Origin of the sequence: Roseimicrobium sp. ORNL1 (assembly GCF_011044495.1) — a bacterium.
In the GTDB taxonomy this organism is placed as follows: Bacteria; Verrucomicrobiota; Verrucomicrobiia; order Verrucomicrobiales; family Verrucomicrobiaceae; genus Roseimicrobium.
This window is the reverse complement of record NZ_CP049143.1, coordinates 6,111,307-6,127,446: the sequence shown is the minus strand read 5'-3', so window position 1 is coordinate 6,127,446 and position 16,140 is coordinate 6,111,307. Positions and strand designations below refer to the sequence as shown.

The 16,140-nt window shown below is 61.0% G+C and carries 5 protein-coding genes (1 of these 5 only partly in view); all 5 read left to right on the top strand.

All coding sequences use genetic code 11. The features are described 5' to 3' along the window. Positions 1-69: 69 nt before the first annotated feature. A complete protein-coding gene (locus G5S37_RS24475) occupies positions 70-813 on the top strand; it encodes an efflux RND transporter periplasmic adaptor subunit (protein WP_165207491.1) in 744 nt (247 codons plus the stop codon). A 54-nt stretch (positions 814-867) separates the two neighbouring features. After that, the gene (locus tag G5S37_RS24470; protein ID WP_165207489.1) at positions 868-2,694 is read left to right on the top strand and encodes an efflux RND transporter periplasmic adaptor subunit; all 1,827 of its coding nucleotides are present in this window, start codon (positions 868-870) and stop codon (positions 2,692-2,694) included. Positions 2,695-2,711: 17 nt separating this feature from the next. Next, the gene (locus G5S37_RS24465; protein WP_165207487.1) at positions 2,712-4,868 is read left to right on the top strand and encodes a peptidase M50; all 2,157 of its coding nucleotides are present in this window, start codon (positions 2,712-2,714) and stop codon (positions 4,866-4,868) included. Between the two features lie 24 nt (positions 4,869-4,892). Continuing rightward, the gene (locus tag G5S37_RS24460; RefSeq protein WP_165207485.1) at positions 4,893-6,914 is read left to right on the top strand and encodes a prepilin peptidase; all 2,022 of its coding nucleotides are present in this window, start codon (positions 4,893-4,895) and stop codon (positions 6,912-6,914) included. 130 nt (positions 6,915-7,044) lie between these two features. Then, on the top strand, positions 7,045-16,140 hold the start of the coding sequence (locus tag G5S37_RS24455; RefSeq protein ID WP_165207483.1) for a calcium-binding protein. 23,589 nt of this gene lie beyond the right edge of the window; only the first 9,096 of its 32,685 coding nucleotides appear in the window; it begins with the start codon at positions 7,045-7,047; its stop codon lies off the right edge, out of view.

The following is a 16,140-nucleotide window of genomic DNA, read 5'->3' as shown; positions in this document are numbered from 1 at the left end:
CCTGAAGTTCTCCTGCCAGTCTCTCCCCCCATGACACGGCCTGCACGTCGGGGGAGGTTGGCACTCCTGATGTCCCTGGCATTTTGCCTTCCCTTCGTCGGAAGCGCCGCGGACAAACCTCAACTGACGGAAGGTGTGGTGAAGCCCTTCCGTGCGGTCACCATCAGCGCCTCCATCCGGGAAATCATCCGGAAGATCCATGTGGAGGAAGGGGACCGCATCAAGGAAGGCCAGCCGCTGGTGAGCCTGCTCTCGGAGAAGCAGCAGCTCGCCGTGGAGCGGTACGACCAGATGATCAGCAAGGCGCAGTTCGACTACAATGCGGCGAAGCGTCTCTTTGATCAGAATGTGTCGAGCCGCGATGATGCGTTGGCCAAGGAGGTGGAACTGAAGCGCCTCCAGGCAGAGCTGAACATTGCCAAGGCTGACCTTGCTGAGCGTGAGATTCTGGCGCCGCTCACCGGAGTGGTGGTGAGGAAGTTCAAGGAGTCCGGCGAATCCATCAGCGAGAACGATCCCATCCTGCAGGTGATGACCACGGATCAGGTGCTGCTTCTATTCCACCTCGAAGCCTCGCAACTTTCCTCCATCAAGCTGGATCAGGAGTACGCTGTGCAGTTTCCTGAGATGCCGGACGTGAAAGGGCTCAAGGCCAAGGTCACGTTCATCGATCCGGAAGTGGATGCCCGCAGTGGCTTGTTCCGCGTAAGACTGCTGCTGGACAACAAGGAGGGTCTCGTCCGTCCCGGTCTGCGTGTGCTGGCGCCCTTCCCGCCACCTCCTGCGAAGGCAGGAGCGCCCGCCAATCTGTAGTGGTAGTATTGCTGCTGACAGTCGTTTCCTTCTTTGCCCGATCCCCCGGCCTTCATGAAATCCGAACTCACGGAGACAGATTCCCCCACCGAGTATGATTCCCTCTCGGTGTTCCCGGGTGAGCCGGGAGTCTTTTGGGGGCGTCTTTGTGAGTACACCCGCGCGCGCTTGAATGCGGACTCCGTGTGCCTGCTGGTGGGTGGTGGTGGTGCGGGCAGTGAATTTCGTGTCATCTCCCAGACGCCGCCCGGCGCGGCGAAGCGTATTGCGCAATCGGGACTCACGGCGGAATTGAGAAACTTCAAAGCGACCGAGTTCACCGCGCTGCCCGGATTGTTGGGGCGCCGTTATCAGGCGCTCACTTTTCCCGCGCGTGATGGCTTGCCGCCTCTCTGGATGGTGGCGGAGGTTTCGGCAGATGAGGCGGACGAGTCGCTGATCGAAACGGTGTCGAAAGAAGCGCGTTCGCTGGCGGACCAGTATCAATCACGGCGCCATGCGCAACGCAGCGAGGAGAAGTTGCTGAACCTTTCCCAGGTCATGGACCTTGGGTTGGCGCTCGGAGAGAGTGGCCACTTTCAGGAGGCGAGCCTGCGTCTGTGCAATGAACTCGCCGCTCCCATGCGCGCCTCGCGTGTGTCGCTGGCGTGGATGGAAGGCCAGGATCTCAAGCTCTGTGCCACCAGTCATGGCGGACGCATTTCGGCAGGTTCGCAGGAGGCGCTCGCGCTCCAGCAGGTGATGGAGGAAGCCGCGGACCAGGACAATGAAGTGTCATGGCCCGAGCTTTCTGGCACCTCGGTGGTGAGCCGCGAGCATCGCAAGTTCTCTACCGCGCGTGAAGGGGTGTCCGTGGCCTCGGTACCGCTGCGACATCAGCAAGAAGTGCGAGGTGTCGTGTGCCTGGAGCGTGCGGCGGAAGAGGGCGCTTGGGAAAATGGAGAGCTGGAACGTGTGCGCCTGCTTGCCGATTTGGTTGCGCCGCGCCTTGAAAATCTCCACACTCGTACCGGCTGGATCGGGAAGAGAACCTGGCGTTCGCTTCGTCGCAAAGCCGCTGGCTGGCTCGGGACGGATCACACGGGGGTGAAGCTGGCCGTGGTGGGTACCTGCGTTACGCTGCTCGCGCTCGCGATGATCCACGTGGACTACAAGGTGAAGGCACCCTTCATCCTGAAGACGGATGCCGCCTCGTTGATTGCCGCACCTTTCCCCGGGTACATTGAAGAGGCGAATTTTCATGTGGGCGACATCGTGAAGAAGGGTGATGTGCTGGTGCGCCTGGACAAGAAGGAACTCCTGCTGGAAGAGGCGGACACGGTCGCCCTGCGCAACAAGAGCGAGCGCGAAGTCCGCAGCAATCAGGGGGAAGGCAAGCTGGCCCAGATGCTCGTGGCCCAGTCCGAAATGCAGCAGGCCGATGCCAAGCTGGCCGTCATCCGTCGCAGGTTGCAGCTCACGGAAATCACTGCGCCTTTCGATGGCGTGATTGTTGAAGGCGATCTACGCGAGCGCCTTTCCTCCCCGGTACAGACCGGCGAGCTGTTGCTGAAGGTGGTGCAAATCAAAGACCTCTTCGGTCAGCTCCAGGTGGATGAGCGTGACATCTCCTATCTCGCTGCGGGATTGGAAGGCGATCTCGCGTTCGCCAGCCGTCCGGGGGAGCATTATTCGGTGAAGGTGGATCGCTTTGAGCCGGTGGCAGAGGTGCGGCCGGAGGGCACGGTGTTTGTGTTGCGGGCTCAGGTGCTCGGCGAGCCGCAGGCGTGGTGGCGTCCGGGTATGAGCGGTCTTTGCAAGATCTCCACGGAGAGGCGCTCGCTGCTCTGGATCGGCACTCACCGTTTGGTGGAGGCGCTGCGTCTCTGGCTCTGGGTCTAGTTTTTGGACGTCGCATCATGAACCGTCCGCCCACCTTCGACGAATCCTGGCACCGCGTGGAGAATCGTCGTGTGTGCTTGCGACCCGGGGTGGAGATTTTTCCCCAGCGCTTTCGTGGCATGCGGTGGTACGTGGTGCAGGATTCCCTGGGGAACCGTTTCTTTCGCATCCGACCGCCGGCGTATCGCTTCATCTGCGAGCTGGAGCGCTCGCGTACCGTGGGTGAAGCATGGGAACGTAGTCTGCAGATCGCGCCCGAAGAAGCACCCGGTCAGGGTGAGGTGGTGCAGCTTCTCTCGCAGCTTCATCAGGCCGGACTGTTGCGCAGTGATCTGGAGGGTGATGTTGCTGCGTTGTTCGAGGCGCAGCGGAAGGAGCAAAGTAAACAGGTTGCCACCCAGTGGGCGAATCTCTTTTTCCTCCGCATTCCGCTTTTCAATCCGGATCGTTTTCTCCAGCGCACCCTGCCTGCGGTGGGGTGGCTGATTGGGAAAATCGGGCTGGTCCTTTGGCTCGCTCTGCTGGTGTTTGGCGTGAAAGCGGTGGTGGAGAACTGGCAGCAGTTCCGCGCGGAAAGCGGCGGTCTGCTGGGCGCGTCGAATCTTCCCTGGCTGTATGCCGCCATCATCGTGATCAAGGCACTGCATGAGTTTGGCCACGGGTACTTCTGCCGGAAGTTCGGTGGCGAGGTGCCGCAGATGGGCATCATGCTGTTGCTTTTCAATCCACTGCCCTACGTAGATGCGTCATCGAGCTGGTCGTTCCGGGAGAAGGGCAAGCGAGCGTTGGTGGGCTCAGCGGGGATGATCGTGGAGATGCTCCTGGCCTCAGTGGCGGCGCTCATCTGGGCGAATACCGGGGAGGGATTGGTGCATGCCCTTGCTTATAATGTCATCATCATCGCATCCGTCGGTACGTTGTTTTTCAATCTGAATCCGCTCCTGCGGTTCGACGGCTATCACATTCTCTCCGATCTTCTGGAGGTGCCGAATCTGCAGGCGCGTGCCTCACGCACGGCACTGTACCTCGTGGAGCGCTACATCTTCCGTGTGCCGCATGCGGTCAATCCGGCTGAGACCCGCACGGAGACTTTCTGGTTGGCCTTCTATTTCGTCGCTTCGTTTATCTATCGAATCCTGCTGCTGGTGGGCATCCTGCTGTTGGTGTCGCGGTGGTTCTTCATCGTCGGCATCCTGCTGGCCATCGGGTTCTTCATCCTCTGGCTCGTGGTGCCGGTCTTCAAGGCCATCCAATACCTGGTGAGCAGTCCACGACTGGAAGGGCGTCGGCAATCCGCCGTCGGGTTGGTAGTGGCGCTGTTGGTGGGCATCATTGGCGTCATTGCCTGGGTGCCATTGCCCAGTCACTTCCGTGCGGACGGAGTGGTGCGTTCGGATCCCTTTGCCCGAGTGTATGCCGGCAGTGCCGGTGATTTGGCCGAGGTCCTTGTGCCCTCCGGCACCATGGTCAGCGAGGGCCAGCCGCTGGTGAAGATGGTCAGCTTTGATCTGGATCAGGAAATCGAACTGCTGCGGCTCGACATCAAGCGGGTGGAGACCATGAAGCGCGAGGCGCTGGAGTCAGACCCGGTACGCAACTTGAGCTTGGAAGAGTACCATCAGGCGCTGCTGGTCAGGCAGCAAAAGCTCGCGGATCAAAAGGCCTCCCTGCTGGTCCGCGCACCGGTGGCAGGCCGATGGATTTCGCCTGAACTTGCCACCGTAATGGGGGCGACCCTGCAACGCGGCACCGAACTCGGGGTGGTGCAGGGAGAAGAGAAATTCTACATGGCCGCCGTCGTCCGACAGGCGGAGGTGGCGAGGTTGTTCGGCGGAAACATCCGCGAGACGGGTGTGAAGGTGCGTGGTCAGGAAGAGAAGACTTTGGCCGTTTCGGATCTGCAGGCCATCCCGGCGGACCATCCTGCATCGCGTCAAGATCACTCCCGCCAGGGTGGGGGGGGGCAGGGTGCTGGTGGTGGCGCGAACGGAGCAAAGATTGCGCTGAGTTCCGAGCCGTTTTTCGAAGTGAGGGCCTTTTTGATTCCGCAGCCGGACACGGTGCTGGTGCATGGTCAGCAGGGCATCGCCCGAATCGACCTGCCTTGGGAGCCGCTGCTTTCTCAGTGGGTCCGGAGCTTGCGCCAGCTCTTCCAGCGCAACTACCGCGTGTGACCTGCACGCCAGTCCCGTCCTGCCATGCCCACTCCGACTGATCGCCAGCGCACCGTCCATGAGCGACGGCGTCCGCCACGACCTCAGGGACTGGACGCGATGAGCCATCACATTCTTGGCTGGATGAAGCGTGCGCCGCGCCATGTGAAGAAGCTCAAGGAATCGGCGGACCGCATTGACCAGCTCCGCCAGCAGTATGCCGAGCTGAAGGACGGCACTTTGAACGAGCGGCTCGTGGAGATGCGGATGCGGCGCAAGGCGCATCCGCTGGATATTGAAGAGACCTTGGAAGAGGGGCTCGCCCTCCTCGCGGTAGCAGCGCATCGGGAGCTGGGGCTCTCGCCCTATGGGGTGCAGTTGATGACTGCCGCCGCGCTGGCTCGTGGGTTCTTGACCGAGGTGGAGACGGGTGAGGGAAAGACCCTCGCGCTGGCCTTGACCGCGGCGTACCAGGCTTGGACCGGAAGACCCTGCCATGTCATCACGGCGAATGACTACCTCGCGGGCCGCGATGCCGAGCAGCTTGAGGCCTTCTATATAAGGGTGGGTCTGTCGGTGGGGCGGGTTCTTGGGGACTCGCCGGATCCCGACAGACGCCGGGCCTACAGCCGGGCCGTTACGTACACCACGGCCAAGGAAGCCGCGGCGGACTACCTGCGTGATCGACTCCGGATGGAGGGGCTGGAGGAGTCTGGAGCCCGGTTGGCACTGGCCCAGATGACTGGCGCCGGACGTGCCCCACAAGGCGAACCGGTGCAGCGCGGACTCTATTTTGCCCTGATCGATGAGGCGGATAATGCGCTGATCGATGAGGCGGTCACCCCGCTGATCATCAGCCGGACCCTGCCACCCGGGCAGCTTGAGAATGCCTGTGTGGCTGCCTGGAAGGTCGCGGAGCAACTCGTCTCCGGGCTCGACTATCAGGTGAATCGGGTGCGCAAAGTCATCGAAATTGAGCCGGAAGATCTGGAGAGATTTGCCCTGGGATATGAGGTCCCGAAGGCACCCCTTTGGGCCAGTGTCTCCCGCCGCGGAGAGCTGCTGCGGCTGGCGTTGGAGGCCCGGGAGTTCTTCCAGAGAGACGTGCAGTACGTGGTGGAGGAGGGGAAGGTGGTCATCGTGGATGAGGCCACGGGGCGCCCCATGCCCATGCGCACCTGGCGGCAGGGACTGCACCAGATGATGGAGGCCAAGGAGGGTGTGGCCCTCTCCGGTGCCAGCGAAACCATGGCCCGGGTGTCCTTCCAGAGCTTCTTCTGCAAGTATCAAAACCTCGCCGGTGCCTCGGGCACGGTGAAGGAAGTGGCGGCGGAAATCTGGCGTACCTACGGCCTGCCGACCATCACGATCCCGCGCCATCTCCCCTGCCAGAGGCAGGTCTTGGGGTGGAGATTTTACCCCACCATTGAGGCCAAGAACGAGGCGATTGCCGTCGAAACGAAAGCCCGGCACGCGCGTGGGCAGCCCATCTTGATCGGCCTCAGGAGTGTCGAGACCAGTGAATCCCTCGCCAGCCACCTCACGGAACAGGGGCTGAACTGCCATGTGCTCAATGCCAGACGGCATAGGGAAGAGGCCATGACGGTGATGCAGGCGGGGCATCGCTCTCGCATCACCATTGCCACCAACATGGCTGGCCGAGGCACGGACATCCGGTTGGAAGCAGGGGTGGCAGATCTCGGTGGACTCCACGTGGTAGCCTCCGAACCGCATGAGAGTGCGAGGGTGGATCGGCAGCTTTTTGGGCGTGCCGCACGGCAGGGAGACCCGGGGTCCGTGCTCGCGATTTACAGCGCGGAGGATCCGCTCTTCGTTCGATTTTTGCCGGAGTTTTTACGCCAATTCTGGATTTGGTCGATGGCCCGAAAGGACGCTTCCGGAGGAGTGAAGGCTGACGGTTTCCTGGGGAAATGGATGGTCCGCTGGGCACAGTTTCGTGCCCACTCTCAGGCCTCCAAGAGCCGTCGACAGGTGATGTTGGGCGAGGCGGAAATCAGCAAAGGACTGGGGTTCGCCAAGGGAGGAACCCGCCAAAAGCAGGAGTAAAATTCCTTAGGAGGGATCTTACTTATCAAACTTTTTCTCGAAAAACCTGTTGTGTTTGGTTCATGTGGGAATTTAGTTGCGCGGCTCGGCATGTTCATGCCTTGGGCTTCTCACGCACCTTCCTATCCTGATGGAGCGCCCCAAGAGTAGACGCAAACCTCTCTACGCCACCCGGCCCATGCGGCTGAAGGGTGAGTACGTAGGCGCGTATCTTTTGGAGGTTCTGGAGCCCCGCATCCTGCTCTCCGCCGGTCCGGTGGACGCGGTGGTGCCGGTGCCGGACGCACCCCAACCGGTGCAGGAACAGCCGCAACAGGACCCCTACCAGCAGACCGAAATGGCGCTGTGGGAGACCCCAAAAACGGACGCTCAACCGGCCCAGGATTCCGCCGAAACGGACTACATGTTCGGCGAAACCCAGCCGTTGGAAGACCCCTCCGAACCCCTCGAAACCGGGGTGCTGCCGCAGCTTCCGCAGGCCCAAACGCCGGTGACTCTGCCCTCTGAAACGGAGGCTCCCGCCATTCAACCGGCCGACGACCTCCACGAAGAGGACGACTTTTCTCTCAGTCCTGAGAACAACGAGAACGCCGAAACTCCCGCTCCGGTGACCTCCGAAGAGGGTGCGGGCGGTGAGACCACGAGCATTTTTGAGGAGCAACCCGCTCCAATTTTGGGCGCAGATCTGGAGCAGCCCATCCTCCCGACGACAGTCGAAAATGACCCGACGGGTGGTACCGAGCAGCAGCACGTTGTGGCTGACTCGAGCCAGGAGTCGACACCCTCCACTACCCCGACTCCGGCGGACACAATTTCACAGGAAGGGACCACTGGAGACATCTCCAATCCCACGCCTGAGCAAATGGTCGAGACTCTGCATGCGGCGCACGGTCCCCCAGCTGGAGTCAATCCTACCTCTGCAGTTCTTGACTCAAATTCAACTTATTCCGGCTATGCAGCTTATCTAACGGCTGATAATAGGCTCGGCATTTTCGTTTCCGGAGACGTCGATCTCTGGAGCTTCCGCCCAGATTACCTCAAATCGCAGGGCATTACAGGCCTGATTTTCCACGGCAGCGATGCCACGGATGACACCCTGACGATCGACATGACGCGCGGTGATGTGCCGCTCTCGGTCGAGTTTCATGGTGGGGTAGGCGGGTTCGATTCGCTGGTCCTCAATGGAACCACGGGTGGCAGCTACACCCCCGGCCAGGTTTATGGGGATGGCAACATCCAGTCCGGCAACACCAAGGTCTCCTTCACCGGCCTGGAGCCCGTGTATGTGAATGGCGCCTCGGTCACCGGTACTGCCCCTGGAGGATTGACTGTCGCAAATCCGAGTTTCACTTTTGTGACGCCGGGTGGGGTGGATGTCATCACGATCGACCGAGTCGGATCCGATGTTGGAGCCGACCAACTTCGCATCGCGGGTACCAGCGGCGGCACCGCCTTCGAGTACATCGTCTTCAAGAATATCCAGACGGTCACCATCAACGCCGGCACCAACGATGTCTCCGGATCTTGGAATGACCGCGTGACCATCGATGCCCCCCTGTCCGCCACCGGGCTGCAAAGTCTGATCATCAACACCGGTGATGGCGATGACATTGTCGACCTCAAGAAACTGGCGGCGGACAATGGTGTGACGGTCACCCTCGATTTGGGGACCGGCAACAACACCGTCATCGGACCTGAGCTCGGTGGCACTTGGACACTGACGGGAGTCGGAGTCGGAAATCTGAAGGTCACGCCGACCACGGCCGGTGTAGTGAATTTCACTAATGTTCAAAACATCACAACGGGAACTGGCTCGGACAACACGTTCGTGTTCCGTTCCGGTGCCCGCCTCACTGGCACTGTGACCGGAGATCCTGAAAACGCCGACACCATTTCGGTGGAAGTTCAGGCAGCGGCTGGGTCCCCCCAGTCGGTGGTCTTCAATGTCACCCCGGATACCTCCAACGGATCCGTCTCGGTGGGTGGGACGACGGTGGTCAGCTATGTCGGCATCCGCAATCCGTCCAATCTCCAAATTCTCGGCACGACCAGTTCCGACACTATGCGCCTCAAGCGCGGCAACGCGGCGGACACGGTGGTGCTGGAAAGCCCATCCACCTTCGGCGCCATCACCGTCCAGGGGCTGACAGACTCCCTGACCATCCGGGGGGGTGACGGCAGCGACGAACTCACAGTCGACCCACAGCTCTTCAACCCGGATACCGGCTTCCTGTTTGATGGCCAGGGTGGCATCGACTCCCTGATCATGGCCGCGGGCACGGTGGTGGCGGGCCTCACGGATGGAACGAGCTACATCGTCATCCCGCACGCCACGGACCCGAAGAAGCTTCAGCTCGCCCTGGCATCCTCTCCCGCCACGCCGGTGGATCTCAGCGCTGTTGCTAATGGTTCGGAGCACTACCTCCTGCTGGGCTCGGCCAAGTCGTTCATCGTTCCTCCGGCTGGCATTGTGGAAGACACTCTGATCTTCGCCACGGCCCACGGATTCACCACCGGCCAGGCAGTCCTCTATAATAGTGGATCCAACCGGAGCATCGGACCGCTGGTGAGTGGCGCGGTCTATTATGTGGTGGCGACCTCCGCGACCACGCTGCAACTCGCGCTGACCTATGAGTATGCCATGCGTGCCACGCCGGATACGGTCAGATTGACCGACGGCGGCCTGAGCCTGCCGAGCACTACGCACACGCTGCAGCGTGCCCTGGTGTTCGATCCGGTCCTGGGAGTGGACCTGGCGGGCAACACCATCACCACCCGTGATGCTCACGGCATCACGGTGAGCGGCGGCCCCACGACGGTGCAGTACCGCGCCGGTGCGAAATTCGATCTCGCTCTCTATATAGCATCCACAACGGACAGCGGCATCGTGAGCCGGGATGACATGGGCGTGCAGTACATCCGTGTGGAATCGGTGGAGGACCGCTCCCAGGCCAATGAGCGCATCGTTCGCCTGCCCCAGGCCGACAACGTGGCGGTGGTGTCCAAGGCGAGCGGCAACATCCAGGTGACCAGCTCGAATGCCAAGTTCACCACGGTCAAGGTGGTCGAACCGCTGAACTACCTCGGCATCGAGCTGATGGGTGGCAGCAACACCGTCATCGTACAGATGTTCACACCCGATGGCGCGCTGGGCTTCACCATCGATGCTCGTCCGCCAGCCTTCGCCGAGGCGCCGGATGTGGTGGGCATCCCCAACATCAACCGCCTGGAAGTGCAGACCACCATCGGCGGCGCCGCGCAGAGCTTTGTCTTCAGCAAGGACGCCGCGGACGCCACGAACGGCAGCTTCACCTTCAATGGCACGACCTTCCTCTCTTATCGAGGCATCGAAGACGCCCCGCATTTGTATGTGAATGGTACCGGCGTGGCGGATGCCATCACGATCACCACGCCTTCCAGCAACATCCAAATTGCCACGTCGACTCTGGGGAATGTCACGGTGGCCATGGCCGGTGGCTCCCTGACGGTGGATGGCGCGGGCGGCAATGATACCTTTACTTTGAATGGTGGGGTCAGCACCACCACGCCGCTCATCCTCTTGGGCGGAGCCCAGACGGACAGCCTCTCCATCAATGGGACCTACAGCAGCCTTACTTACGGTGAATTCGAAACCGTGACCGACAGTGCCACGGTGGCCACCCGCACCTTCCTGGCAACGGAGAACAATGACACCATCACCCTGCGTCCGGGCACCGGCCAGCGTCTGGAGTTTGTGATCGGTGCTCAGATCATCGCCTTTAATGAGCCGACCACCCGCCTTCGCATCCTGGCCGGTGGTGGCACGGATGATGTTACGGTGAGTCTCGCTGCTCGTGCCGGTGGCTCGAACAATGACTTCACCGCCGTGCTCGAATTGGATGGGGGCGAAGGCTCCGACACAGTCACTGTCAGCGGGGGCAACTTCGCTTCCCTGCAGTTGAGCAACTTCGAGACGATCGAAGACTCCTCGACGACTGCGTCGTACGTTCTGAAGGCGCCCAATAGCGACAATCAAATCCGCCTGTCCCGCGACACGACCCCAGGCAAGCTGAAGATTGAGAGCCTGAATGGCACCTTCAGCACGATCATCATCAATGACCCCACGGTCATCCTCACGCTTACTGGTGGAGACAAGGACGATACTTTCACGATCGCAGGCACCCTGACACTGGCAGCGAGCCTTCTTATTATAGGCGGCAAGGGCAGTGACTCGATTTCGTTCAACGACGACCTGTATCTCCCGGGCAAGATTCTCACTGCCGATGCTGAAACCATCACTGTGGCTGCAAACAAGACGATCTCCACGCGTCAGGTGGTGAGCGACCATCTGAATGGCGCCTCCACGGGTGCGTCGGGTGGCATCTTCTTCATTCCCACCACGGCAGAGCCCGGCAGGCCCAATGGGAAGCGTGAGAATCATATCGAGACCATCACCATCAACACGGGTGCCCGTTTGCTGGCGCAGGGTTCGTCAAGCTTTGCCCCAGGCGACATTCAATTGCGTGCCGGCGTGCTTGGCTACGCGGATGACTGGACCATCAAGATCATCGATGCCGAAGCGAAGGTCACCATCAACTCGGCGACCATCAAGGGTGGCAATGTGGTGATTGAGGCCATTGCCCGCGCCACCCAGCGCACCAGCTTCCTGCCGGAAAGCATGGATATCATTCCCGCGCCGCTCGTGGGCACGCTGCTCGGTGGCGCGCTTGGTCTGCCGGCCGCGGCTTCCGTCTCCACGGCCACGGCCACGGTGGAGATCAATGGAACAACAACCATCGTCGCCAGTGATCTCAAGGTCCTGGCGCGTGCGCATACACAGGCGAACGCGATGGTATTTGTCGCGGGCCTGGGAGTGGTCTATCTCGAGTCCAGCCCGAAGGCGAACGTCACGGTGCAAAATGGTGTGACCATCAACACCAGTGGGAATGCGTCATTCTCCACGGATGCCGTCAGCCTGCTCACTGGTGCTGCCGTGGTGCTGAAGCTCAGCCGCAGCGATGGCTTCCCGGTGAATGTGGCCCTGGCCATTGCGGATTCGACAGCGGAGTCCAAGACGCACCTGCAGAAGGGTTCGACCGTCAATGCCGGCGGAAACGTTTCCGTGGTTGCCGAGACTGTCTGGAATCACAACCTGAACGCGACCGCCGGCTCCTTCCGCAACGGCGTGGTGGGCATCGCGGTGACGGTGTCCTTGTTCGACAGCACGGCTGATGCCTGGGTGGATGGAACGGTGATCGCGAATGGCGATGTCAAGGTGAACGCCGAATCCCGAGTCTTCACGTACTCCAAGGACGCCGAGAAATCCGCCGGTGGCCTGAACTCGGCAAACTATGGACGCAACATGTTTGTCTCCAGCGGCGCCGCAGGCAGCGGGGGCATTGCGAATTTTGTGATCAAGGGCGTGTGGGCAGTTTCTGCCCCCGTTCGCGCCATCCGCAACCTTTGGATTTCCAAGCTGAAGTCGTCCCTCAGCACGATGGATAAGACGAATGGCATCGCGGGCTCCATCACCTACGGCGAGCAGACGCACACCACCTCGGCACGCATTGGCGACTCCGCCACTTCCACTGCGGCTGCGGGTAATCACGCGGTGGTGAAGTCCATTACCGGCAATGTCATTGTTACCGCGCATACCATCGACACACCGCAGTCGTCTGCCATCGCCGGGGTGGACTATTCGAATGCGCCGGATGAAGTGAAGAAGAAGGGGCTCGCCATCGGCATCACCGTGGCGGACCTCACCTATGACTCTCAGGCCTACATCGGCAAGTATGCGGAAGTGGATGCCGCCAAAGTGCTCTCCGTGTATTCCCGGACCAGCCTGCCCTATGATATCAAGTGGGCGGATGTAGGGCAGAGCTCGAACGAAGGGACCGGCCTCATTGGTCCCATACTGGCTTCCGTCGTCTCCAAGGTGAATCCAAACGGCGGTATTCAGAATGGCTTCTTCACCTCGTGGGGTCAGGCGAGTGCCGTGTCCCAGGACATCGCGATTGCCGCGGCCATCAACTTCTTCGAGATCAATCCCTCGGCCCGCTCCTTCATTGATCAGTTTGCGAAGATCAATCAGTTGGCCAAGATCGATGGAGTCAATGATGTCGTGCGTGCGGATCAGGAAGTGCTGGTGCAGGCGGCGTCCGATGCGCAGACGGTCAACCTGGTCGGAAACATCAGCTACCTCGGCATCCCCTTCATTCCTGGCACGGCGTTCTACGGCATCAAGTCCGGCAACGCCTTCGGCGCGGCGGTGCTCATCCTTAATTACAACACCACGACCACCGCGCAGATTCATACGGGCGTGATGCTGAAGGCGAAGACGCTGTACGTGTCCGCGTCGACCAACTCTGGTGCCATCAACTTTGCGCAGTCCGGTGGCTCCGCCAGCAAGTTCGGTGGGGTGGGTGTGTCCGCGGTGATGAGCGTCAACAATCTCACGGTGGCGAGCATTGACGACGGCGCAGTCATTACGGTGCTGAGTGGACCCACGACTCTTCGTGGCGGGGATGGCGTGGCGCTGACGAACAGCGGCGGCCAGCCCATCACCGTGGCCGAGTCCCTCAGTGTGCTTGCCTCGGATGACATCCGCATCATCAACATCGGCGGTGGCTTCCTCCGTTCGCAGAGCGTGGGTGTGGGTGCCTCCATTCCGATTGCCATCGTCAATCGCACGACTAAGGCGTACATCGGCAACGACCCGGCTGACGCGAGTGCCACGGATGACAGCGGCAACATCAATTCCGCCGGGTCGATTGCGGTGAAGGCGACCAACTCGGGCTACAGCGCCAACATTGGCATCGCAGGCACCTACAGCACGAGCACGCCGGTGGATCCGGACGATCCGAATGCGAAGTTCACAGGTGGCGCGGGCGAGTTTGGCGTCGGTATCTCGGGTGATTTCACCATGAATGACTTCTCGGACAATACCTACGCGTTTGTCCGCCAGGCCATCATTTCGTCCGGCACCGGCTTGTCCATTGTGGCGACCAATTCCACCCAGCTCATGGCTCTGGGCGGTGCGGTGGCCATTTCCGCGAATGACCCGCTTGCCTCTTCGTCCGGGGGTCTGGCTGGTTCTGTCGCCTACAACGTCGCCGACAACGAAACGAAGGCCTACATCGAAGCATCCAGCATCACCCTGACTGGAAATCTGCTGGTGAAGGCCGAAGTGCCTGAGCTCGAATTCGCGAACGGCGATACCAAGCCGAACTACATTGCCCTTTCCGCGGGTCTCGGTGTCACCCTGACGAACAGCACAAGCACGACCTTCAGCGTTGCGGGCTCCGTGGCGGTGAATGAAATCGAGAACGACACGCACGCGTTCGTGAAGGGTTCGGATGTGTCGCTGACCAGTGGCTCGGCTACGGTGAGCGCCGTCAATAACGCCATGGTCGTGGGCGTGGGCGGCACGCTGGAATACGGTGGCCAAATCGGTGTTGGTGCAGCGGTGGCCATCAATGAAATCTCGGGCTCGACGGAGGCTTACCTTGAGAACACGGATCTCGCCGCAACGGCCGTCTCGATTTCTGCGACTACCGGTGGTGAGATCATCGCAGTGGCGGCCGCCTTTGCCTACAGTGGAGCCACCCCGAAACCGTCGGCCGGTTTCCACCTTGAAGTAGCCATCACTTCCAACAAGATCGGCGTGGCGACGCGCGGTTACATTACTGGAAACAAGACGACCAACGGCACCGTCACCGCATCTTCGGGAGACATCTCGATCCTGGTGAATGACACCTCGGCAATCTACTCGGGCGCAGGAGCGGTTGGGATAGTTTCGGGAACCTCGAGTGCGGCGGGCGCGGCTCTTGCGTTCAACAACATCACCAATTCATCCCGTTCTTCCATCTCCGGAGCAAGAGTCACTGCCACGGCCGGCAAAGTGACCCTCACCGCGAGCTCCCGTCCTGAAATCATCGGCATCGCGCTGGGCGTGGCTTACGCCACTGGCACGGCCAAGTTCGTTGGAGCTGGCTCGGTCGCCGCGAATGAAATCGTGACCTCGGTGGAAGCCTCCATCAAGAACAGCTCCACGGTCACGGCGAGCGGCAACATTTCCCTGCTCGCCGAAGACAAGTCAGAAGTGGATGCCTTCACCGGCGGGTTCAGCCTCTCGCTCTCGGGTCGCGGGGCGATTGGCGCGTCCATCAGCTACAATCGCGTCACGAACGGCCTTACTTCCTATATCGGCACCTCCACGGTGACCTCGAACAGCGGTCATGTGACGGTGAAGGCCGTGTCCACTCCGCTGATGATTGCCATTGGAGCGGGAGGAGCGAGTGCCGGTGGATCAGGCAGCCTGAACGGTGCGGCGACCATCTCGGTGAACTCCATCGCCAATGCCGTGGATGCGCACATCATGGGGTCGACGGTTACCGCCACGGTCGGTGACGTGCTGGTCAGTGCCTCGGAGGCTGCCACGATGTATGTCGTGGCGTTGACCGGGGCCATCGCGGGCGGCACGGGTTCGTCCATCGGCGCCACCATTGCCTACAACTATGTAGGTGGCACGATTCAGGATCAGATGACCGGAGGCGTCTCTCCGGATCCGAATGTCCTTTCCTACCTCAGCGGTCCAGCAGGGTTGGACACGCCCTCAGTCGGGAATGCGGATACCACGCTCAAGAGTGCGGTCACCGCTTACATCGACTCTTCCACCGTGACTGCGGGCGGCCGTGTGCAGGTGCTTGCGGGCTATCAGGATCCGGCCACGCTGGATGATCTCGGACCGCTGGAAGTGGAGAACATTGTCTTCGCACCCGGCACGCAGGCCAGCTTCTTCTCGGACAGCATCCGGTTCAGCACGCCGCATGGCTTCACCACCGGCCAGGAAGTCGCCTACCAGCAGAGTGCCACTCCCATCAGCGGCCTCACGACGTACACGACCTACTTTGTCATCGTCCTTGATGCCAATACCATCATGCTGGCCACCTCCCTGGCCAATGCACAGGCTGGTATCGCCATCCAGTTGGCGAACAAGGGCACGGGAACGAACCACCGGTTCTTCGCGGTGGATGCCAGCACCCGGGTTCAATTCAACCCCGGGGACGTGACGGTCACGGAGACCAACAAGACCAACCTGGGCAAAGCGCACGGCTTCGTCACTGGTGACTATGTGGTGTATCACAGTGGGGAGAATGCGGCGGATAACCTGACGGGCCTCGTGGATGGCAGGGTCTACTATGTCACCAGGATCGATGACAACGTCCTCAGGCTCGCCACCATCGCC